Below are 22,007 nucleotides of genomic sequence, written 5' to 3' on the forward strand. Positions count from 1 at the left end.
GGGAGTGAGGCTTCCGTGGGTTAGTTGTTTGAGAAGGCATAACCGGACGCCGCTCGCGGGGGAGTGAGGCTTCCGTGGGTTAGTTGTTTGAGATGGCGTACCGGACGCCGCTCGCGGGGGAGTGCCCCCTCTGCGGCGCTGGGGCGCCTTGAGGACGGAGCCCCCGCTTCGCGTGTCCGGTACGCCCTCTAGGTCGCCTATCCCACCGGAGGAAGATATAGATGGGTTGGTCTGGGGGTTGGGTGTTGCTGTTAGCTCACCTGGCTCTGGGGTTCCATGTTGTTGGCTTGTTCTGTTAGCTTACCTCTCACACACATAAAGCCGGTGTCTGCTCCCTCGCAGGCACCGGCTTCACTCATCTCTTTCGTCATAATTAGCAGGAATAGCGCGTTCACATTGAGGCGCAGTCAGTTCGTTGATAGTCTACACATGGATATTTCACCAAACTGCACCACCCGCTTTGGACTGGGCAGCACCCGCCACATCTAATAGACACGATTCAACTGATACGGCGCCAGAATGTCCATCATGCGTCCACACTACACTCGCGAGAATACTTATGGCTCAATCCCCAGGAAAACCTGTGTCCTTCATCGAACGCGACCTATCTTCCGGCTCCTCTACCGGTCCCGTGCCTGCCCTTGAAGCGCAGCGCCCCTCCACAAAAACTAAGATGAGTAATACCGAACACGTCGCCAACCCCCAGAAACTGGCCGCCTACCGCACCTGGATCCCCGCCCTCATCATCTGGGCACTAGCCAGCGCAACCCACCTCGGCACCTTCGCATACTCGCTCGCAGAAGACCAGCGAAACCCCCTCAGCCACGAAAACAAAAACCACAACGGCCTCCTCTCCTACCTCAACATCTGGGACGCCGGCTGGTACCAGGGCATCTACAAGGAGTGGTACCCCACCGAACTACCCCTGCGCGCCGACGGGTCCGTATCCTTCAACTCCTGGGCATTCATGCCCCTCCACTCAATGATCAGCGGCAAAGTCGCTGACATTTTCGGTATCGAGTACCGCCTCGCCGCGGTCGGAGTCAGCCTCGCCGCCGGCCTCGCCCTGGCTGTTGTGCTCTACCGTCTCTTCATCGGTAGCCTGAACTGGCGTGACCGCGGCACCTTCGACACCCGCGCACTCGTTGGCGACGAATCCCGAAACCGCATCGCCCTGTGGGCGCTCGCCGTGTACGCATTCAGCCCCGCGAGCCCCATCTTCGTCACCGGTTACGCTGAGGCTCTTTCCACTCTGCTCCTTGCCTTGAGTGTGTGGTGTGTGGTGCGTGGCCGCTACATCCTGCTTCTGCCCGTGGCACTTCTGACGGCGCTGTCCCGCCCGCTGGGTGTACCACTCGGCGCGTTCGTAGGCCTCTGGTGGTTCTGGTGCACCGTTTCTGACTATCTTGCCCGCCGCTCCGATGACTCCTCGCAGTCTGTCCTGTCGGATGCGTGGGCTGCGTTCCGTGGACGCCTCGGTCAGCTCCTCGGCGCGCTACTGGTCTGCAGTTTCGCATTCGTGCACCCCCTGCACGCGGCTCTGCGTACCGGACGTCCCGACGCGTACCTCGCCACGGAACTCGGCTGGAGCTTCCGCAAGGTCGAAGACGGTCACCAGTACTTCGCCCAGTGGGTCCACCAATTCAACCTCTACTATGTGGGCTCCGTACCCGCCATCATCATGTGGGCCGCCCTGGTGCTCCTCATCCTGAGCTTCTACTGGTGGATGTCGCAGAAATTCACCCGCACCCTACTGCACCCCGCCCTGTGGCTGTGGACCGCCTGCTACGCCGGATACCTGTTCATCTTCTGGCTCCCGACATCTTCTACCTTCCGTATTCTGCTGCCGCTGTTCCCCCTGTCGCTGCTGGTCGCCGCCTACCTGCCGAAGAGCCGCATGTACCGCCTCCTGCTGGTGCTGATGGGCTTGCTCGGCTCCGCCCTGTGGATGCGCCTACTCTGGGGCGGCCCGGACGTGATTGGCCCCGTCTGGCTGCTGCCCTAAAAGTGGGTTAGCTTGTTCTGCTGGCTTGCCTCTCGCACATATAAAGCCGGTGCCTGTTCCCTCGCAGGTACCGGCTTTTCTGTAGTCTTTTAACAAGCCACCAGGTGCCCTGTGATATAAATCTATGGGTAGATTACAGGTGGAGAGTTTGTTATACGTGTCTGGTGGGTTAATAACTGATAATCTATGGAGGACATTTCACTAAAATGCACTGCATATCCGGCTGTATAGTGCATGCTGTCCGTCGTGGCGGAGAGCTGAAATGGTTGAGATGCCGATTATCACTCACACTGACACATTGAGAATACTTATGACTAAACATCTTGGATGGATTGCTCCGTCCTCCGTCTTTTCTAAGCTCTTTTCTGGTTTTCTGACTGGTCCTGTGCCTGTTCTTGATGACCGGGGTGCTAAGTCTTCTGGAGCTGACACTTCTTCTGAGCAAAGGTTGTTACCTGCTCGCCGTACGTGGGTTTCTGCACTGCTGATTTGGGCAGCTGCCTGTGTTTTTCATCTTGCCATTTTTCTTGTTGCACATGAGCAACACAAAAATAACCACCTCGTTGGTGCAAGCCGGCGCGGTGATCTCCTCGGGTTCCTGAGTAAATGGGATGCCGACCTCTACGAGCGTATTTATACCAATTGGTATCCTCAGCATTTGCCCATGCGTCCAGATGGCACGGTGGACAACAATACCTGGGCCTTCATGCCATTACAGCCCCTCATTGCTGGTGGTGTTGCCGATACGTTCGGTATCGGATACCGTGTAGCAGCGCTTGCTTTGACCATCGTGGCAGGTTTTACCCTGGCTTATGTTCTGCACCGCCTTTTCATCGGCTGCCTCAACTGGCGTGACCGCGGCATCTTCGACACCCGCGCCCTCGTAGGGGACGAGTCCCGCAACCGCCTCGCACTATGGGCCGTCGCAGTGTACGCCTTCAGCATGGCCAGCCCCGTCTTCATCACCGGCTACGCGGAAGCACTATCCGTCCTACTGATTGCACTGAGCGTATGGTGCGTACTCCGCGGCCGATACCTCATGCTGCTCCCAGTAGCGCTCCTCGCCGCACTATCCCGCCCGGTCGGCGTACCCCTCGGTGCCTTTGTTGGTCTGTGGTGGCTGTGGTGTACGGTGAACGACTACCGTCGCCGTCGTATCGAGGATGCATCGCACTCTGCACTGTCAGATGCGTGGGGCTCCTTCCGGGGCAGGTTCGGGCAGCTTATAAGCGCGTTGTTCGTCTGTTTCTTCGCGTTCGTACACCCTCTACATGCTGCTCTGCGAACAGGGCGTATGGACGCATATTTTGCGACGGAGCTGGGATGGAGTAACCGCAAACCCGGCGAAGGCCACCAGTTCTTCATTCAGTGGATTCTGCGCATCTACTACTACCTTGGTGGTGTGCTTCCCAAGATTGTTGTTGCAATAATCGTTATTATGGCAGTGGTGGGTTTCTATTACTGGATTTCCCGTAAGTTTAGTCGTTCCCTAATCCACCCCGCTCTGTGGCTGTGGACCGGATGCTACATGGGGTATCTTTTTATCTTCTGGCTCCCGATTTCCTCTACCATCCGCATTCTGCTGCCGCTGTTTCCGCTGGCGCTGCTGGTATCGGCATACCTGCCGAAGAGCCGCTGGTACCGTCCCGTGCTGGTTGCATTAGGCATGGCGCTGTCTATTCCCTGGATTTTGATTCTCTGGGGTGATCAGATAATGGCTGGCATCATTGTACTCGTTCCCTAAATCTCATATAGATTAAAAGCTGGTGTCCGGTTCCTGTCACGCAACAGGAACCGGACACCGGCTTTTCACATGTTATAGAGTGCTTAGCGGCCCGTATAGTCCGCGTCCGCAATATCCTTTGGCCAGCGCGCTTTACGGAACGGCGCCCACGTAAACGCCGCCGCCACCAACAACAAACCACTGATAATGAACGCCGGAACAAAACCCCACGCATCCGCAATCATGCCAGCCACCAGCGGGCCCAGGATCATACCAAAATCACTAAACATCTGATACACCGCCAACACCTGGCCACCACTGCGGCGAGTACCAATCACATCAGACACCGCAGCCTGAATCGACGGACCCATAAACGCCGCACCAATACCCAGGCACGCCGTCAACGACACAAACACCCACGCCACCGGCGCGAAACCCATAAACGTCACCGCAGAACCCGCCAACAGCAGACCCGAAAACGCCATCACACGGCGACCAAAACGATCCGAAAAACGACCCGAGAACGTCTGCGTCAACGCATTACCAAACGAGTTCGTCGCCATCGCCAAAGACGCCAACAAAGTACCCGCAACCGAATTCGACATATCGCCACCAGTCGCCAAATACGCCGCCGCCAACGGAATAATCGACGACTGCACACCAAACACCGACCAGCCAATCGCCCAGTTCGACACCAGCGCAGAACGGTAATTCGAGAACTTCAACGCGTCACGAACCGTCATCGCAGGCAGGTCACTCTTACCCGCAGCGCCGCCGGATGCAGCAGGCTTAGCCGCCTTGCCGGATGCGCCAGCCTGAGTGTCAGCAGGGGAAGGCGCCGCCGACGGCAGCACCCCGGTGCCCTTACCCTCAGCCAGTGCCGCCGCCTCCATAATCGCGTCGCGCTCCGCCTCCAGCGCCGCCTGCGACGGCATCAAGAACCACACAATCAGGCCCGCCGCCAGCAGCGAAAAACCATACACAATGAACGGCGCACGCATACCAAACGGCGCCAGCGCGCTCGCAATCACCGGGCCCAGCAGGTTACCCAGCAGGAACGCCGTCGCATAATAACCCGAAATACGGCCGCGCATATGCGCCGGGGACAGGCGTACCAGCAGACCCATCGCAGAGACCGTGAACATGACCGAGCCGATACCCGCCACCGCACGCGAACCCAGCAGAACCCAATAATCCCAGGCAAACGCAATCATGAACGACGTCACCGACACAATCAGCATGCCAATCGTGTACACCGGACGCTCACCCCACCGGGTAATCATCTGACCCGCCGACGGCGCAAAAATCAGGCGCGTAATCGCCAACGCAGAAACCACCATCGTCGCCATAGTGACCGTCGCATTAAAGTTCTGCGCATAGTTCGGCAGCACCGGCGCCACCAAACCAAAACCCACCGCAATCATGAACGAGGCAGCAATCAGAACCTTCAAGCCGGTCGGCACACGATTCGGGTCAATCGTGCGCGGGTCAAAAACAGGCGGTGTTTTGGCAGGGTTCCTCATGTTCATCCTCGAAATCGTGCGGTGCCGTGCGGCAGCCGCGGGCCCCACCCGCAACTGTCAACCATGTGTTCGGCTAAAAAACTTAACAGTGTCCAGTCTACTCCGCCGACAGCCGGGCATGCGCGTCACCTCGACCAGCCAAACCGCCCAAACCGGTAAGCTAGTAGTGTGAACGAAACGATGATGATAATCTGCGCAATCGTGCTGGGTGTACTGGTTATCGCCGGTGTACTTTTCGCCGTTCTGCGCCGACCCAAGAAGACCGCGGACCTGCAGTCTTTGCGTCAGGAGGCGGCTAAGGCCTCCGGCGGATCGGCGGAACAACCCGAAAGCTCGGCACCTCGCGCTATTGAACTTGATATGCCCGACCCGTCCGCGGGTCGCCTGGTGCGCCTGCGTGCCCGCCTGGCACGCTCCAACAACATGCTCGGCAAGGGCCTGCTGGCTCTGCTCTCCCGCGACCGCATCGACCAGGACGTCTGGGACGAAGTGGAAGAGACCCTGTTGCTCGCCGACCTCGGTTCCGAGCCGACTACCCGCCTGGTGGAGGCGCTGCAGCAGCGCGTGCGCGTTGAGGGTACGAGTAACCCCGCCGCCGTGAAGAAGATGCTCCGCGAAGAGCTCGTGAAGATTGTTCGCCCCGACATGGACCGCGAACTGAAGACCGCCGGTAGCGACGGCAACCCCGGCGTGGTGCTGGTCGTTGGCGTGAACGGCGTCGGTAAGACCACGACCGTCGGTAAGATTGCCCGCGTGATGGTTGCTGACGGTCAGACCCTGCTCCTGGGTGCCGCGGATACGTTCCGTGCGGCCGCCTCCGAGCAGCTGACCACCTGGGGTGACCGCGTGGGCGTGAAGACCGTGCGTTCCGAGAAGGAAGGCGCCGACCCCGCATCCGTCGCGTTTGATGCCGTGAAGGCTGGCAAGGAGCAGGGCGTCGACACCGTGCTCGTGGACACTGCTGGCCGCCTGCAGAACAAGTCCGGTCTGATGGATCAGCTCGGCAAGATCAAGCGCGTGATTGAGAAGGAAGCGCCGGTCACCGAGGTTCTGCTCGTGATTGACGCGACCACCGGCCAGAACGGTATGGTTCAGGCGAAGGTCTTCGGCGATATCGTGGACGTCACCGGTATCGTGCTCACCAAGCTTGACGGCACCGCAAAGGGCGGCATCGTGGTCGCTATCCAGGAGGAGCTCGGCGTTCCCGTCAAGCTCATCGGCCTGGGTGAAGGCCCGGACGACCTGGCGCCGTTCGACCCGGAAGCATTCGTGGACGCGCTGCTGGACTAACATCCTCATACTCCGCCGAGAAGCCACATGTGTTTGAAACACATGTGGCTTTTCTGTTGAACTGGCCTGATACATTTTGGGGATGCCCAGAGAAGCCTCGAGAGAGTGCAAGAATTACACTCCCTCGAGGCTTGATTCCTATACATTTACTGGTAGAACAGGACGTCGCGCTGTGATGACTTCAAAATAATGTTGAGGTACGCGCGATTTCTCTCTCAATATCTCAGACGGAACGCCTGACTCCTCGATGAGACTAATCGCATGAGGAATTAGGGACGGTTCTTCGAGAGAAGAAATAAGACCTGGTTCCTTAGCGCGCCATCCGTTACGAGAAACGGTAACCATAGCGTTCCGGTAGGCATCGTCTGAAAGGCGGCCCAGTTCTTTAGCCCTATACAAAAGAGCCTGCATACTGATGCCCCAATATTCCTTAAGCTCCTTCAGCTTCATCCAGCCTTGACCGTTCATGACTGTAGGCAATTCATCCTGAATGCATGCACTTGGTGCCAAAAATTCTGCGGCAAATGCATGAGCCTGAGCCTCAAGAACCTTATGACCAGGATCAGCATCAGCATGCATTACTAGGTGGCCTAGTTCATGGGCGGCATCAAAGCGTTGACGGTAGTAATCACCCTTTGTCGGGTTCAGAACTACTACTGGAGCTTCGCTACCAAAAGTGGAGTATGCATCAATTGCTGCGCTCTGGAAGGGAGCAAAGACAACGACGATACCATGGTTCTCCATAGCGCGGACAACATGTTGGACGGGCTTATTCCCTAAACCCCAATCTTTACGAACCTGCTCAGCTGCTAGACGAGGAATCTCAGAACCGGGAAGGTCAGAATCAGTCAAGATGCTGGGAAGTACCAGGTCCGGGAAATCGACATATTCACTCATTGTATGCACAACATCCTGGACAACTTGCGTATACGCTTGAGCCTGGTTGCGACTAAGCTGAGTTGTCGAGCGTAAGGACCTAAAGTGAGGTGCGCCAGAAATTAATGGGGCTTCTGAGAACTGACTTTCAAGAAAAGATGGAGCAACGCCAAGAGTTAGAGCTAGTGCGTAGACATTATCTTTAGTTGGGTTTCGGTTACCCGATTCCCAATGAGTAATAGTGACAGCGCTAACTCCAAGACTCCTAGCCAAATCGCTCTTGCGGACGCCTTGAAGTTCTCGAGCTAACGTGAGCCTCCTTGGGTCAAAGGAGAGTATGGGGGAAGAATCTTGTACAGACATAATGCTTTCGCGGACAAAGAGTGTGGTGTATGAGTCATAACAGCTCCTACTCGGCTGCCTTCTTCAGCTTAACATGAGCGTCAGGAACTGCCGGGGCCTCAGGATGGGTCGTAGACTGAACTTCTTCCTGCGCGGAATCGATGGCGGCAAGGAATTTCGACGATGCTGCATGATCGAGTACATCAATGGTCCATACCCAAGGGCTCTGGTTGCGACGTTCGACCGGAGCAGGTAGACCAAGGGCAAACTCCTTAAGTTCACCTTCGGGGGAAATATTATACGCTACTACCAAAATGGGGAGACGCAACGGCAAATCTTCGACGAGATCATCCAACCCCGGAATATCGAGAGTGTCCTGAACGTAGTGATTCGTTGCTGAAATAATTCGCTTTTTCGTGCTGCTCTCCCAACGAATCTTGTCAATGCCACCGAAGCGGTTAGCGCTTTGCATTACCAGGGAGCAACAGGTGCTGACCTCCCAATAGGGCATGTTCTTGTACGAATCACTGCGGTAAAGACCACGCCGACGGCTCAATGCAGTGAGAAGCGGATATGCTTCCTGCGGAAGGTCAGTTGCCAAAGCGTTGAGATTCTTAGTGATAGGTTCATTTTGAAATGAGACAAACTTATCACCGGTAAGGGTGACACGATTAAGATTTTCAGCAACAAGCTCGTAGTGGTTCATGCCCTTGCTGGCGTTCCGTGCATGTTCAGGGTAGTCCGGGTTATTCGCTGCAAGCTGGATAATCTTTGCCGCAGTGGCCAGAGTATCCAAAACCCCGAGGTCTTTAAGCCAGTCCTCCATGACCTTCTTGTTGCTATAGGGAGAGTGGGACATTATTAACTCCTTTGAAAAATATTGTTTGAAAATTAACTAAATAATACACTGCGATTCTATCATTAACAACTGATGGGTGCTTATATGTGTCTATGGCGGGTATGGTGAAGGCGATAAAAACACTCCGAAGCCCATAATGACGACGGGCAGCACACGATGCGGGGCTCTGGGATATTCTGAAATTAGAAGATGCGTAGAAAGAAGACGCCCCAACCCCTCAGGCGGCACCGCGCATCGCACACCATACAACCCAGTTCACCCCGAACCTCAGCGAAGGAGCTACCATGGCAGCCACCAACCTCCCCGGAACTCTTCCCGCCCCCAACTACCAGCCCACCTACCGCTCCAACGGCGCGTGCGACGACCTCGGCAAGCTCGTTGCACCGTACAGCCTTTCGCGCGCCCAGCTGGCTGAGGCTACCGGCATCGCTGACGAGGCTACCGTGAACAGCTGGGTTGAGCAGTGCCGCCTCGACCTCGCTGCGGATGCGCCCGCACCCCTCGAACCCGTGCTGCGGTACCTGGACGAAAACTACCTTCCCGACCCCGCAAACTGGCCCGGCAGCAACCCCTACGACGAGTTCGTCCTTGAGAACATTGCCGCCCGCATGCTGGCACGCGTTGTTGCCGAGACCTTCGGTGCTGACCGTTCGGGCAACTACCGCGACCTGCTGTTGCTGATTGCAACCCTCGTGCTGATCGCCCGATGCTGGGCTGGCACCGATGAGGCTTTCCTGACCCTGCTCAACGCCGAGCCCACCGCGGAGGCGGAAGAGTACCTGCAGGAGGCTATCGCGAACGCCCCCGAGTCCCTGCACCCCCTCCTGACTGAGCTTCTGCTGCCCGACCTGCGTGAGGCACGCGGCACCTTCACCGCCGCCGAAGCGCAGCTACTCACCGGCTACGCGCTCGCCGCCGGATACTACGCGGGTGAGCACCCCTACGAGACTCTGAACGGCATCCACGTTGCGTTTGCCGCAGATGACCGTACCCTGCCCGACGATGAGCTGATGAGCCGTGTTGAGGACGTTCTCAAGGCTAACTTTTCCGCCGCCCGAGCGGAATCCGGCGCTGCTGACAAGAACCAGGAGCCGCACCACGTCACCCTGCCCGGCAACCAGGACGGCTACGAAACCGCCGCGCACCTGATCGCCGCCCTGCCGCAGGCACACGACGCTATCGCTTTCAGCACCCCTGAGGGTGATGACGCGGAGGCGCTCGCCGCCGACCGCCGCGCCGCCTTCACCCTGTACTTGTGCTACCTGATGCTCGGTGATGACGATTCCTTGGAGCAGCGCGCCGCTGAGCTGTACCGCGCCAGCCGTGAGAACTAGCTAGACGCTGAAAAGCCACATGTGTTTCGAAAAGCCACGTTTTTGGTGGCTTCTCGAAACACATGTGGCTTCTCGCGGTTAATGGTGGTGGGTGTGGTGTGGTGGGATTATTCTCAACGGTGACTGTACACGGCGAATTTACACAGCTACGGGCTGTTCCGCGCGAATCGCGCTGTAGGTAGCGTCGCTGACGGTCACGCCGTACTGGTTGGAGGCGAGCCGCAGGATCTCCTCAACGGTGTAGATGCGGAACACGCCGCCTCCGGTTGCCTTAGTGTATTCACGCAGCAGCTGACGGTTCGCGAGCTGACGCACGTGTTCGCCGCCCGATGCGGCGCGTACCTGCTGACCGTTGCGCAGCCAGGTGTCGCGCACACCACCGGTGACGAAGACGCAGTCGGTGCCTTTCACGCGGGTGGTTGCTTCGGCAACGCACTGGTTCCAGAGCGCGAAGTCGGCGTCAAAGCTGGCGTTAGCGAGCAGCGGGTGGCCCTGTGCGAGGGCTTCGCGGCACTGCTGTTCGTGGCGTTCGGGGCTGGGCACGGCACCCACGTGTCCGGTGAAGATGCGGTTCAGTCGCGGCAGGATCGTGTCATCTTCGCGGCGTGCCATGTTGATGGATCCGGTGTCGGTGGTGGGTTCAAGGATCCTCATGATCTGCGCGATGGAGTGGTCCAGCTGGTGCGTAACTGAACGCAACGCGCTCCAGGGGGAGTTGCGTTCTTCGGGCAGGGTTTCTTTGAAGGATGCGAGCGCTGAGCGGACGCGGTCTGCAGCGGCGGGTACGGGGGAGGCGCCGTCGAGTGCTGCCCAGAATTCTTTGAGTGCCTGGTGGGGGAGGAAGGCGTGTCCGCGTAGCTGTGAGTAGGCGCGGAGGATTTCGTCGCTAATGTGGGTTGGGTAGTTGTAGAGGCTTGCAAGCGCGGTGGAGTCGAAGGCGATGAGAATTCCGGGGTGAATGGAAGTCAGCGGGGCGCGATCGAGTTCCTTGTACTCGACGAAGTCTGAGTACAAGGTGCGTGCTTGACGGGTGATTGACATGAATCCCCTCCGGGTATCGAGTATGGTCGGTCAAATGCGAGTGCCGGAGAAGTCGAGGAGAATAATCCATTCCAGTGTATCGGCCTTCTTTGGCAGGTGATGGAGTTTCGGTATAAATATTTTGTTTATTACGTTTGTATCTAACCCGACGACGCGTTATTGCATGTCAGAGTCATTTTCGGGTCTATGTTTTAGGTGTGAATTTCGCCGCGTGACCTCTGCGTTGTGCGGGTTTTTCTTTGTGGTCATGAGCAGTATAGAACAAAAACATGCATTAAGATGCAAAATCTGCGTGGTGGCTCAAAAATGACGAAAGAAAACTCCTCCCACCTGCACATAGGACGCATATAACACGCGGGGGACGAGGCGAGAAAGTAGATGAACATTTATTCCCTCCTGTAGACTTTAAGTGATTCAAATTTGATAAAGGAGAAGAGTAATGTCAGAGCTGACCACTCAAAACCAGGCGGAGGAGCAGGGCCCGGCCCGCACCGTCGTCGTGGCTGAAGACGAGGCATTGATTCGCCTCGACATCGTTGAAATTCTGAAGGACCAGGGTTTCGATGTTGTTGCAGAAACCGATAACGGCAAGACCGCCGTCGAGCTAGCGCAGAAGCACCGCCCCGACCTCGTCCTCATGGATGTGAAGATGCCGATCATGGACGGCATCACCGCAGCTGAAGAAATTGCGAAGGAGCAGATTGCTCCCGTCGTTCTGCTGACCGCATTCAGTCAGAAGGAACTCGTAGACCGTGCCGTTGAGGCAGGCGCTATGGCGTACGTCGTCAAGCCGTTCTCCCCGAACGACCTGGTTCCCGCAATCGAGGTGGCAATTAGCCGCTACGAGCAGATTCGCGCTCTCGAGAAGGAAGTGGGCACCATCCGCGACCAGTTCGAGACCCGCAAGCTCGTTGACCGCGCAAAGTCGCTGCTCATCACCAAGATGAACCTGACCGAGCCGGAAGCATTCCGCTGGATTCAGAAGACCTCCATGGACCGCCGCCTGTCCATGCGCGAAGTTTCCGACACCATCATCAAGCAGCTCTCCTAAGCACAAGACGTGCAAAGTACGTGACAGTACAGGTACGAATGCACGCTACGGCGAAGACTAGGATTCGCCCGTATGCGCCTTCAGCTGGCCAGTATCTGATCAGCACCTTTTCATGACACACAAACGCCCCACCCCTCACGATGAAGCTGAGGGACGGGGCGTTCGTGTTTAACGGTTCGCGGGTGTGCGCCGCGAATCGGGTGCCTAACGCGGGCGGGAACCCGGCGCTACACGGAACTTAACGCAGGTAGCGGTTCAAATCATCTTCGTCATTGTTTGGGCCGCTGATGGGGCGGTCCGTGGGGGAGCCAGCCCAGAGCATACCGCCGGTACCGAGCATTACGCCCAGCCACCAGAAGCTGCCGGGGTTGTTGATGGCGGTCACCAGGCACACCAGCATCACGCCGATTGCGATGGGCAGGACAATGCGCTTGGCGCGCACAATCTTCGGGTAACGCTTGAAATAGGGGGTGCGCTCGCGGGCCATGGTGCTCCTTCTGGTCGTACCTTCTGGTGGGGTGTCGGCGGGGTGCCGTGTACCCCGTGCTTCTACGATTTTAGGCTACTTGCTGAGACTGTAGGACTTTATACTGCGGGAGATTATGCAGTGGGGCGGGGAATCAGCATGTTGGTGATGCGTGCGGTGCAGGTGGTGCGGCCGCGCTCATCCACAATGTCGATGGAGTGGATGCACAGGGTGCGTCCGAGCTTGACAGCGGTGCAGGTTGCGGTAACCACGCCGGAGACTGCCGGGCGCACGTGGGTTGCGTTGATGTCCACACCGACTGCTACGAGGTTTTCGCCGCCGTGCACACCCGCGGAGAGCGAGCCGAGGGTCTCGGCGAGAACCACGTTGGCACCGCCGTGCAGCAGACCGATGGGCTGGGTGTTACCGGCGACGGGCATGGTCGCAACGGTGCGTTCTGCGGTGAGTTCCTGGAACTTAATGCCCATGGCGGGGATGAGCTCGCCCAGGCCGCGGGGGAAGTAGGGGTGCAGGTGCTCGGGGATGCCGCTTTCGGTCAGCTGCGCCTTGATTTCTTCTGCGCTGAGGGTGGTGGGTGCTGCCGCGCGGACGGGTGCGTGGTGTGTGTTGTTTTCAGTCATGACTTCCAGTGTACTCCTCGGTTTTTGTTGCTTTAGGCGGGATAGCTTTTCGCGGGTGCTTCCGGGTGCGGGTCAGCCCCGCCTCCTGAACTCAGGAGGCGGGGCTGAAAAACGCTATGGAAGCGGAGAGGATTAGGCGGAAATGGCTTCTGCCTTTTCGATGTCCTCGTCGCGGATTTCCTTATCGGGATTCGCTCCGATTGCCTTGGAGATGCGCTCGGTCAGGGTTGCGATGGTCGCGTCACCGGTCACGTTGGTCGCGGTGCCGAAGGAATCCTGAGCCAGGTACAGAGCAATCATCAGGGCAATCATGGAGGAGTCAAAGCCAAGCATAGACTCCAGCAGACCGATTGCGGTCATCACGCCACCGCCGGGAACGCCGGGAGCGGCAACCATCATCACGCCGAGCACTAGAATCATGGGAACCAGCGAACCGAAGTCGGGGCTCTTACCGGTCATGAACAGCACAGCCACCGCGCAGGAGGTAATGGTGATCATGGAGCCGGAGAGGTGAATGGTTGCGCACAGCGGAATCGCGAAGTCCACCACGCGAGCAGAGATGCCAGCCTTCTTTGCAGAACGCACGGTCACCGGGATGGTCGCAGCCGAAGACTGGGTGCCGATTGCGGTGAAGTACGCGGGCATCATGGTCTTGAGCATCTGGATGGGGCTACGGCGAGACACCGCGCCAGCCACCGAGTACTGCAGGGCCAGGGTGACCCAGTGCAGAATAATCACCATGACGAACACAAGACCGAAAACGGAGAGAATCTTGGCGACCTGACCGGCGAGGGTCATGTTCGCGAACACGCCCACAATGTGTACGGGCAGCAGGGGGATAATCACGTAGCTGAGCATCTTCTCAACGATGACCTGGAAGTCCTCGAAGAGGTTCAGCATTGCGCGGGTCTTCAAAGCGGTAATGCCCAGGCCCAGGATGAAGGAGAGAATCAGGGCGCTCAGCACGCCCATAATCGGGGTCAGCTGAATGGAAACGTAACCGGTGGAGAGGGCGTTCTCGGGGTTATCGAAGGATGCGAGCTGCTGACCCTTCAAGATGATGGGGTAGAGCAGCAGTGCGCAGGTCAGTGCCAGGAAGCCAGCAAGGACGCTGGAGAGGTATGCCAGACCCACGGTGATGCCGAGCATCTTGCCTGCACCCTGCGCGAGAGAACCAATGCCGGGCACGATGAAGCCGATAATAATCAGTGGAATCGCGAAGCTTAGGAAGGCGCTGAACACGGTGGAGAAGGAGACGAAGAGCTGCACAATGAAGTCGGTGGCGATGGATGCGCCGGTTGCGTCATTGATGCCGCTAATCATTCCGGGGGTCAGCAAGCCGATGAGTACACCCGATGCGATCGCGATGAGAATCCACGCGAGGAGGGGTAGTTTTTTGAGTGCCTTCATAGTTTCCTAAATGAGGGTTCGTTGTGTGTTGAGCGCGGGAGGTGCCCTCACGGTCCGGTGGATCCTGCCGGTGAATTCTGGGTAGAGTTCTGCCTATGAATACACGGGGTGTGGGGGTTCCTACGCTGGAGGCGATAATAAGGTTATATATTATCTGGAAACTGTATTATTATCCACCTTATATAGTGGCTTGGGGCACAATTTTTGGGAGAAAACTCATCAAACGCGCCCCACCGGCACCTGCATATGAGGTAAAACTCTTTCCACACACCCCGTTATTCCGCTATATGGCACAGCGCCGGTACCCAACACAGCGCCAGCACCCAACACAGCGCGGGCGCCTCCCCACAGTCCAAACCCGCAATCACCGAAACTGGCCCCCGAACCCAGCCGTCACGAAGCCAACCACCAAGAAAACTCAGACTCGATACACTAGAGGAGTGACTACAGAGAACAAAACCCTCCTGCTCATTGACGGACACTCCCTCGCCCTACGCTCCTTCTTCGGCATCTACACCATGGCCGAAAAGACCGGACAGCACATCTTCGTGCGCAGCGACGGCCAGCACACCGAAGCCGTCCACGCCTTCCTCTCCACCCTGCTGAGCATCATCAAAGACAACCAGCCCAGCCACATCGCCGTAGCCTTTGACCTGCCCGGCGGCACCTTCCGCACCGCCGAATACGGCGAATACAAGGGTGGTCGCAACGCCATCCCCGAAGCCTTCAACGGCCAGATCGACCTCATCAAAAAGATGCTCGGCGCGCTCAACATCCCCGCGCTCACCTACGAAAACTACGAAGCCGACGACATCGTCGCAACCCTCACCCGCCGCGGCACCGAAGCCGGCTACAAGGTCCTCATCCTCTCCGGCGATCGCGACATCTTCCAGCTCGTCACCGACGACGTCACCCTGCTCTACCCGGTCACCACTGGCCCCTCCAAGGGTATTCAGCGCATGGACCCCGCCGCCGTCGAAAAGAAAACCAAAGTACCCCCGCACATGTACCCCGACCTTGCCGCCCTCACCGGCGAACAGGCGGACAACCTGCCCGGCGTACCCGGCGTGGGCCCCGGCTTCGCCGCCAAATGGCTCGGCGAATACGGATCCCTCGACGCCGTCATCGAAAACAGCGACAAGATTGGCGGCAAGAAGGGCGAAGCACTACGCGAAAACATCGACAACGTCGTACGCAACCGCCGCCTCAACCAGCTCGTCAACGACCTCGACCTGAACGTCACCCTCGAAGACACCGCATTCACCCCCGACCTGGACGCTCTGAACGCCTTCTTCGACGAAGTAGAGTTCCGCACCATCCGCAAGCGCGCCGCCGACACCCTCGGCCCCATCGTACGCGCCGCCGGAACCGCAGGCTCTGCAAGCTCCGCCGCAGAAGCAGGGGAGGAGGGCGCCACCAAGAAGGCACCCACCGGCCCCGTCTACGCACCCATTGCCACCAGCGCACCCACCAAAAACGCAGACGCAGCAGCATTCCGAGCCTTCTGCGCCTCCGCAGCCGAAGAAAACTACGGCACCGACAAACAGGGCGCGCCCATCGCCGTACCCGAACGCCTCGAAGGCGCCGTGACCCTCTACCCGGTCACCAACCTGCCCGTAGCGCGCCCCGCCATCGGCGACGCACCCGCCGTCAAGGTCACCAAAACCAAGATCCGCGCTGCCGAAGAAAACCCCGAACTGCTCGGCGTGCTCCTCACCAGCAAGAACACCAGCCTCTGGATCGACACCCGCACCATCGACCCGGAACTCGACGCCGCCCTCGCCGCCTGGCTCTCCGACGAAGCAGCCCGCAAAATCGTCATGGACCTCAAGGTTCAGCGCAAGCTCCTGCGCGCCTACGGCTACGAACTCGCCGGCGCCGTCGAAGACCCCGCCCTGTCCTCCTACATGTGCGGCTTCATCCCCACCGCAACCCGCAAACTCTTCTCCGAACGCATGGAAGACCTCGCTGAACGCTACCTCTGGATCCCCAAGGACCCCTACGCGCAGCTCGTCTTCCAACCCGAAGAAGAAGAGGCAGAACCCTCCCTCTTCAGCATGCCCGGCGAAGCCGAACCCGTCGAAAACCTGCGCTACTTCACGCAGATCAGCCGCATCATCCACGAACTCGCGCGCCTGCTGCACTACGAAATGGAAGAACACGGCCAGCTCAAAGTCTACGAAGAAATCGAACTGCCGCTACTTTACGTCCTCGCAGACATGGAGCAGGCAGGCATCGCCGTCTCCGACGCGCTCCTTGCCGAACTGCACGACACCTTCTCCGCACGCGCTAACCAGGCGCAGGACGCCGCACGCACCATCATCGGCGACACCGTCCAAACCGACGACGGCGAAGAACCCCTCAACCTCGCCTCCGTCAAACAGCTGCAGACCGTGCTCTTCGACAAGCTCGCCCTGCCGCACACCCGCAAAATCAAATCCGGCTACTCCACCGACGCCGAATCCGTCACCGAACTGCTCACCAAAATCTCCCCGGAGTCCGACGGTGCCGCATTCCTCGGTGCGCTCGCCGCCTACCGCGACAACATCAAGCTCGTACAGACCGTCGAAGGCCTGCAGAAAGCAGCCGCCGACGACGGACGCGTGCACACCACCTTCCAGCAGGGTGCCGCCGCCACCGGCCGCCTCTCCTCGACCGCGCCGAACCTGCAGAACATCCCGATCCGCACCGAAGAAGGCCGCCGCATCCGTGGAGCCTTCATCGTCGCGCCCGCACCCGTCGACGGCGTGGAGTACGAGGGTCTGCTCACCGCCGACTACTCGCAGATCGAAATGCGCATCATGGTGCACCTCGCCGCCGACGAGAAGCTCATCGCAGCCTACGAAGCGGGGGAGGACCTGCACCGTTACGTCGGCTCCGAAGTCTTCGGCGTAGCCCCCGAAGAAGTCACCCCCGAACAGCGTTCCAAGGTCAAGGCAATGTCCTACGGCCTGGCATACGGCCTGTCCCGCTTCGGCCTCGCCAAGCAGCTGAACATCAGCTCCGACGAAGCAGGCGAACTGCGCACCAACTACTTCAAGCGCTTCGGACGCGTGGGACGCTTCCTGCGCGGCGTGCTCAAGCAGGCACACCAGGACGGCTACACCGAAACCATTTTCGGTCGCCGCCGCGTGCTGCCCGACCTGGACTCGCCCAACCGTGTACGCCGTGAAGCCGCCGAGCGCGCCGCCCTCAACGCCCCGATTCAGGGCACCGCCGCGGACATCATCAAGATCGCCATGATCAATATTCACCGCCGCCTGCGCGAAGAGGGCCTGAAGACCCGCATGCTGCTGCAGGTGCACGACGAAATCATCCTCGAAGTCGCCACCGGTGAGCGTGAAGCCGCCGAACGCGTGCTCGTCGAGGAGATGAGTGGTGCCGCCTCCCTGCGTGTTCCTCTGGATGTGCAGGTCGGCTGGGGCAAGTCTTGGCAGGAGGCAGGCCACTAGGTTCGTTTCTTCTCTCGGCTCTGCACGGAAAGCGGTATTCGTCCTCGTTCCTACAGGGGCACCCGCCCTCGCTTCGCTTCGGGCACCCTGATGTCACTACGGACGATACCGCCTTTCCGCGCTGGGGGTAGCAGGTCACCGAGCGGGTGCGGCCGCGTTTTCCGGGTAGCTGCTCAGCGAGCCGCTCTTGGCCCCGCTACCGGAGCGTGCCGGTGCACCTTCCGGAAGCGACATCAGGGTACCCTCTCGGGTGCTCTCCGCAGCGAAGCAAGGAGAGAGCGGAGCGCCCGAGAGGGTGGGTTCCCCTGTAGGAGCGTAGGAAGGTGCGCACCGGTCGCATCCTTGGGTGGGGAGAGGAACGAGGACGGGCGCCGTCCCCTCCGCAAACCACAACGTAAACCACAAGTTCAAAACCGCAAATAAGTACGGGAATCCCGGGCGCGTAACCATTGACGACACGCCCGGGATTCCCGTACACTATTAATCGCGTGTACCAACGTACGGGTTTTCTATGCTCTTTTTTCTCCTTAAGAAAACGGGGAGAAAACGGGCACAGACCGCTCGCACACCCTGCTGAGAGCATCTGCTTCCGGTGGGTGGTACACATTGTAAGTATCCGTCAGCTCGACGTTTCCTCACCCCGTTCAAAGGCGTTAGCGGCCCTATGCCGTGCGCGCCGGGGTGAAAAAGTGAGCCGGTCGGCGCCTCCACTCGGGGGTGTTGAACGGCGAACCGGCAGCGTCGACCTATTAGAAATCCAATTGGAGCCCTCACTACATGAGCACCAACATCCCTCAGGTCGCAATCAACGACATCGGCGACGAGCAGGCATTCCTCGAGGCAGTCGAGAAGACCATCAAGGTCTTCAACGACGGCGATCTCGTCTCCGGCCAGGTCGTTAAGATCGACCACGATGAGGTTCTGCTCGACATCGGTTACAAGACCGAAGGCGTCATCCCCTCCCGCGAGCTGTCCATCAAGCACGACATCGACCCCTCTGAGGTTGTCGAGCTCGGCTCCGAGGTTGAGGCACTCGTCCTCACCAAGGAGGACAAGGAAGGTCGCCTGATCCTCTCCAAGAAGCGCGCACAGTACGAGCGTGCATGGGGCGACATCGAGAAGGTCAAGGAAAACGACGGCGTCGTTACCGGTACCGTTATCGAGGTTGTCAAGGGTGGCCTTATCCTCGACATCGGTCTGCGTGGCTTCCTGCCCGCATCCCTCGTTGAGATGCGCCGCGTCCGCGACCTCGCACCTTACATCGGTCAGCAGATCGAAGCTAAGATCATCGAGCTGGACAAGAACCGCAACAACGTTGTTCTGTCCCGCCGTGCATACCTGGAAGAGACTCAGTCCGCTGTTCGCTCCTCCTTCCTCAACGAGCTGGAGAAGGGTCAGGTCCGCGAGGGCGTTGTCTCCTCCATCGTCAACTTCGGTGCATTCGTGGACCTGGGTGGCGTGGACGGTCTGGTTCACGTTTCCGAGCTGTCCTGGAAGCACATCGACCACCCGTCCGAGGTTGTCGAGGTTGGCCAGCCCGTTACCGTCGAGGTTCTCGAGGTGGACCTGGACCGCGAGCGCGTGTCCCTGTCCCTCAAGGCAACCCAGGAAGATCCGTGGCAGGCATTTGCTCGCACCCACGCTCTGGGTCAGATTGTTCCCGGCAAGGTCACCAAGCTCGTTCCCTTCGGTGCATTCGTGCGCGTTGAGGACGGCATCGAGGGCCTCGTCCACATCTCCGAGCTGGCAACCCGCCACGTTGATCTGGCTGAGCAGGTCGTCTCCGTTGGTGAAGAGGTCTTCGTTAAGATCATCGACATCGACATGGACCGCCGCCGCATCTCCCTGTCCCTCAAGCAGGCAAACGAGGGCGTTGACCCCAACGCTACCGAGTTTGACCCCGCTCTGTACGGCATGGCTGCAGAGTACGACGAGGCTGGCAACTACAAGTACCCCGAGGGCTTCGACCCCGAGGCTAACGAGTGGCTGGAAGGCTTCGACGCACAGCGCGAGGCTTGGGAAGCACAGTACGCAGAGGCACAGGCTCGCTTCGAGGCTCACAAGGTTCAGGTTGCTAAGGCTCTCGAGGCTGACGCAGAGGCTGCAGCAGCAGCTCCCGCAGCAGCTGAGCCCGCACCGACCTCTTACTCCTCCGAGGAGCCCGCTTCCGCAGGTACCCTCGCATCGGATGAGGCACTGGCTGAGCTCCGCAAGAAGCTGACCGGCAACTAATCTGCCGCTCAGATGAGCACTCATCAGGCGTAATAGCCGATAGGTAACCCCCGCGTGGGGTGCCTAGAGCAGAGGAACCCCCTCACCTCCCGTTTGGGAGGTGAGGGGGTTCTTTGCGTTATTGGGGGCCGGGTGAGTCGGGGTTGGGGGACGTTGGGAGCCGGGGTACGTGCCCGGTGTTGCTGTGCTCTGTATTGCTGCGCCCCGTGTTGCTGGGGAGGATTTTAGGCGGCGGTCATCTGCTCCCAGACGGCGCGCACCTGCTCGGCGGTTTCCTCCAGCGAGCCGCCATTATCGATAATCCAGGTTGCGACCGCCTCACGCTGCTCGTCGGTTGCCTGCGCGGCGATGCGGGCGCGCGCATCCTCCTCACTCATGCCGCGTGAAGATACGAGGCGCTGCAGGCGAGTCGCCAGGGGAGTGCGCACCACGACCACGCCCTCAAAAGCGGACGGGTCGCCGGTCTCCACGAGCAGAGGAATATCCTCCAGCACCACGCCGCTAAAACCGGGTTCGGACTGCGCCTGCTCCACCAGCTGTGCGGCACGCTCACGAATAGCGGGATGCACAATTGCGTTCAGACGCAGGCGCGCCTGCTCATCATTGAACACGATACGCGCCAGGGCGGGGCGGTTGAGGCGGCCGTCCTCATCGAGCAGATGCTCACCGAACTCCGCGACCGTGCGGGCGAGCACCGCCTCGCCGGGCTCCATGAGGGAGCGGGAGATAGCGTCCGCATCCACCAGGAACGCGCCCTGCTCAACGAAGAGGGAGGCGATGGTGCTCTTGCCGCTGCCGATACCGCCGGTGAGGGCGTAACGGCGCAGGGCAGTGGAGGCGGGGGAAGAAGGCTGGGACATGGACGGTGCTCCTGACGGGCTGTGCCACAATAGATAGGTACTGATTAGAGGAGGACACATGCAGGAAGAAACTCGCGCCAACCGCTACCTTGTGCCGCGCGGCGATGAGCCCTATGAGAGCCTCCTCGAAATTAAGCGTAGCGAATTTATTGGTCACATCAAGCGCGTGAGCACCGTTGAGGAGGCGCGCGCCTACATTGAGTCGGTGCGCAAGACCTACCACGATGCCCGCCACGTGTGCTCGGCGTTCATTATTGGTGCCGACCGCGATATTCAGCGTTCCTCCGATGACGGTGAGCCCGCCGGTACCGCCGGTGTGCCGATGATGCAGGCGCTGCTGGCGCGTCAGACCCGCGAGGATGGCACTACTGACCTGTCGGATGTGGTTGCGGTGGTCGTGCGCTATTTCGGCGGCATTAAGCTCGGCGCGGGCGGTTTGGTGCGCGCCTACACTGATTCGGTGGTGCAGACCCTGGACTCGGCCCAGTTCGATTCGCGTGAGCGTCTGCGCGTGGGTCAGGTGCCCAGTTCGCATGCGGACGCGGGCCGCCTGGAGAACGAGATCCGCGCCGCCGGACTGAACGTGCTGGGTACCGAGTACGGTGCGGAGGGTGCCACGATTTCTCTGGGCGTGTTTGATCGCCCCGAGGAGCTCGAACGTGCCGAGGAGCTGGTGGTGAGCCTGAGTTCCGGTGCAGCGAGCGTGACCTGGGGCGATACTCAGTGGGTGGATTTGCCGGTGTAGGTTACCGCTCCCTATATTCTCGGTCTTAGATTTCCGGTCCCAGATTTTCGGGCTAGAGCGCCTGCCTAAAGCCCCCAAAACCCAAAAGATAGTCCAACCTTAGTTAATAGTTACTCTAACCCTAGTAATTGCCCGCTAAAGCTGATAGCCTAAAAAG

General features: G+C 59.2%; 16 protein-coding genes and 1 pseudogene. 8 read left to right on the forward strand and 9 right to left on the reverse strand.

The features are described from left to right. The first annotated feature begins 583 nt into the window (after nt 1-583). On the forward strand, nt 584-2,005 hold the full coding sequence (locus HMPREF2980_RS03585; protein WP_070690194.1) for a hypothetical protein: 1,422 nt from the start codon (nt 584-586) through the stop codon (nt 2,003-2,005). Nucleotides 2,006-2,315: 310 nt separating this feature from the next. Next, nucleotides 2,316-3,749: a hypothetical protein gene (locus tag HMPREF2980_RS03590; protein WP_168165849.1), complete on the forward strand. Its 1,434-nt coding sequence runs from the start codon at nt 2,316-2,318 to the stop codon at nt 3,747-3,749. A gap of 83 nt (nt 3,750-3,832) precedes the next feature. Here the strand turns inward: HMPREF2980_RS03590 and HMPREF2980_RS03595 are convergent, their stop codons facing one another. Further along, entirely contained in the window at nt 3,833-5,251 is a 1,419-nt protein-coding gene (locus HMPREF2980_RS03595; protein WP_049357068.1) for an MFS transporter, read from the reverse strand. 180 nt (nt 5,252-5,431) lie between these two features. On the opposite strand from HMPREF2980_RS03595, the gene ftsY reads away from it, so the two are divergent. Further along, a complete protein-coding gene (ftsY, locus tag HMPREF2980_RS03600) occupies nt 5,432-6,541 on the forward strand; it encodes a signal recognition particle-docking protein FtsY (protein ID WP_070688822.1) in 1,110 nt (369 codons plus the stop codon). 138 nt (nt 6,542-6,679) lie between these two features. Here the strand turns inward: ftsY and HMPREF2980_RS03605 are convergent, their stop codons facing one another. The 3 genes and pseudogenes from HMPREF2980_RS03605 to HMPREF2980_RS03610 form a co-directional block, all read right to left on the reverse strand. After that, a complete protein-coding gene (locus tag HMPREF2980_RS03605; RefSeq protein WP_246823662.1) occupies nt 6,680-7,438 on the reverse strand; it encodes an ImmA/IrrE family metallo-endopeptidase in 759 nt (252 codons plus the stop codon). A gap of 141 nt (nt 7,439-7,579) precedes the next feature. Beyond that, nucleotides 7,580-7,780 (reverse strand): annotated as a pseudogene (locus tag HMPREF2980_RS09720) (helix-turn-helix domain-containing protein); the annotation flags it as partial. Nucleotides 7,781-7,826: 46 nt separating this feature from the next. Then, nucleotides 7,827-8,618: a hypothetical protein gene (locus tag HMPREF2980_RS03610; protein WP_070634355.1), complete on the reverse strand. Its 792-nt coding sequence runs from the start codon at nt 8,616-8,618 to the stop codon at nt 7,827-7,829. A gap of 284 nt (nt 8,619-8,902) precedes the next feature. Here HMPREF2980_RS03610 and HMPREF2980_RS03615 point away from each other — a divergent pair, with 284 nt between their 5' ends. Next, a complete protein-coding gene (locus tag HMPREF2980_RS03615; RefSeq protein WP_070690197.1) occupies nt 8,903-9,952 on the forward strand; it encodes a glycosyltransferase in 1,050 nt (349 codons plus the stop codon). 138 nt (nt 9,953-10,090) lie between these two features. On the opposite strand, the gene HMPREF2980_RS03620 is transcribed toward HMPREF2980_RS03615, so the two are convergent. Next, the gene (locus HMPREF2980_RS03620; protein ID WP_070688819.1) at nt 10,091-10,993 is read right to left on the reverse strand and encodes a PIN-like domain-containing protein; all 903 of its coding nucleotides are present in this window, start codon (nt 10,991-10,993) and stop codon (nt 10,091-10,093) included. A gap of 439 nt (nt 10,994-11,432) precedes the next feature. Between HMPREF2980_RS03620 and HMPREF2980_RS03625 the strand changes: the two genes are divergently transcribed. Next, on the forward strand, nt 11,433-12,044 hold the full coding sequence (locus HMPREF2980_RS03625) for an ANTAR domain-containing response regulator (RefSeq protein WP_005509159.1): 612 nt from the start codon (nt 11,433-11,435) through the stop codon (nt 12,042-12,044). 238 nt (nt 12,045-12,282) lie between these two features. Here the strand turns inward: HMPREF2980_RS03625 and HMPREF2980_RS03630 are convergent, their stop codons facing one another. From HMPREF2980_RS03630 to HMPREF2980_RS03640, 3 genes are all read right to left on the reverse strand, one after another. Continuing rightward, nucleotides 12,283-12,531: a hypothetical protein gene (locus HMPREF2980_RS03630; RefSeq protein WP_005506231.1), complete on the reverse strand. Its 249-nt coding sequence runs from the start codon at nt 12,529-12,531 to the stop codon at nt 12,283-12,285. A 113-nt stretch (nt 12,532-12,644) separates the two neighbouring features. Then, nucleotides 12,645-13,151, reverse strand: coding sequence for a PaaI family thioesterase (locus tag HMPREF2980_RS03635; protein WP_070543074.1), 507 nt, complete (start codon nt 13,149-13,151; stop codon nt 12,645-12,647). 132 nt (nt 13,152-13,283) lie between these two features. Then, a complete protein-coding gene (locus HMPREF2980_RS03640) occupies nt 13,284-14,561 on the reverse strand; it encodes a dicarboxylate/amino acid:cation symporter (RefSeq protein WP_070690200.1) in 1,278 nt (425 codons plus the stop codon). Nucleotides 14,562-15,001: 440 nt separating this feature from the next. Between HMPREF2980_RS03640 and polA the strand changes: the two genes are divergently transcribed. Further along, entirely contained in the window at nt 15,002-18,013 is a 3,012-nt protein-coding gene (gene polA, locus HMPREF2980_RS03645) for a DNA polymerase I (RefSeq protein WP_070690203.1), read from the forward strand. A gap of 777 nt (nt 18,014-18,790) precedes the next feature. Then, nucleotides 18,791-20,245 (forward strand): 30S ribosomal protein S1, encoded by a 1,455-nt coding sequence (rpsA, locus tag HMPREF2980_RS03650; RefSeq protein WP_005506223.1) that lies wholly within the window; start codon nt 18,791-18,793, stop codon nt 20,243-20,245. A 224-nt stretch (nt 20,246-20,469) separates the two neighbouring features. Here rpsA and coaE read toward each other — a convergent pair whose 3' ends face one another. After that, entirely contained in the window at nt 20,470-21,105 is a 636-nt protein-coding gene (coaE, locus tag HMPREF2980_RS03655) for a dephospho-CoA kinase (RefSeq protein WP_049353143.1), read from the reverse strand. Between the two features lie 58 nt (nt 21,106-21,163). Between coaE and HMPREF2980_RS03660 the strand changes: the two genes are divergently transcribed. Then, complete coding sequence (locus HMPREF2980_RS03660) at nt 21,164-21,850, forward strand: IMPACT family protein (RefSeq protein WP_070690205.1); 687 nt, start codon at nt 21,164-21,166, stop codon at nt 21,848-21,850. The last annotated feature ends 157 nt before the right edge of the window (nt 21,851-22,007 follow it).

The sequence above is a fragment of the Rothia sp. HMSC076D04 genome, assembly GCF_001814645.1.
Taxonomy (GTDB): Bacteria; Actinomycetota; Actinomycetes; order Actinomycetales; family Micrococcaceae; genus Rothia; species Rothia mucilaginosa.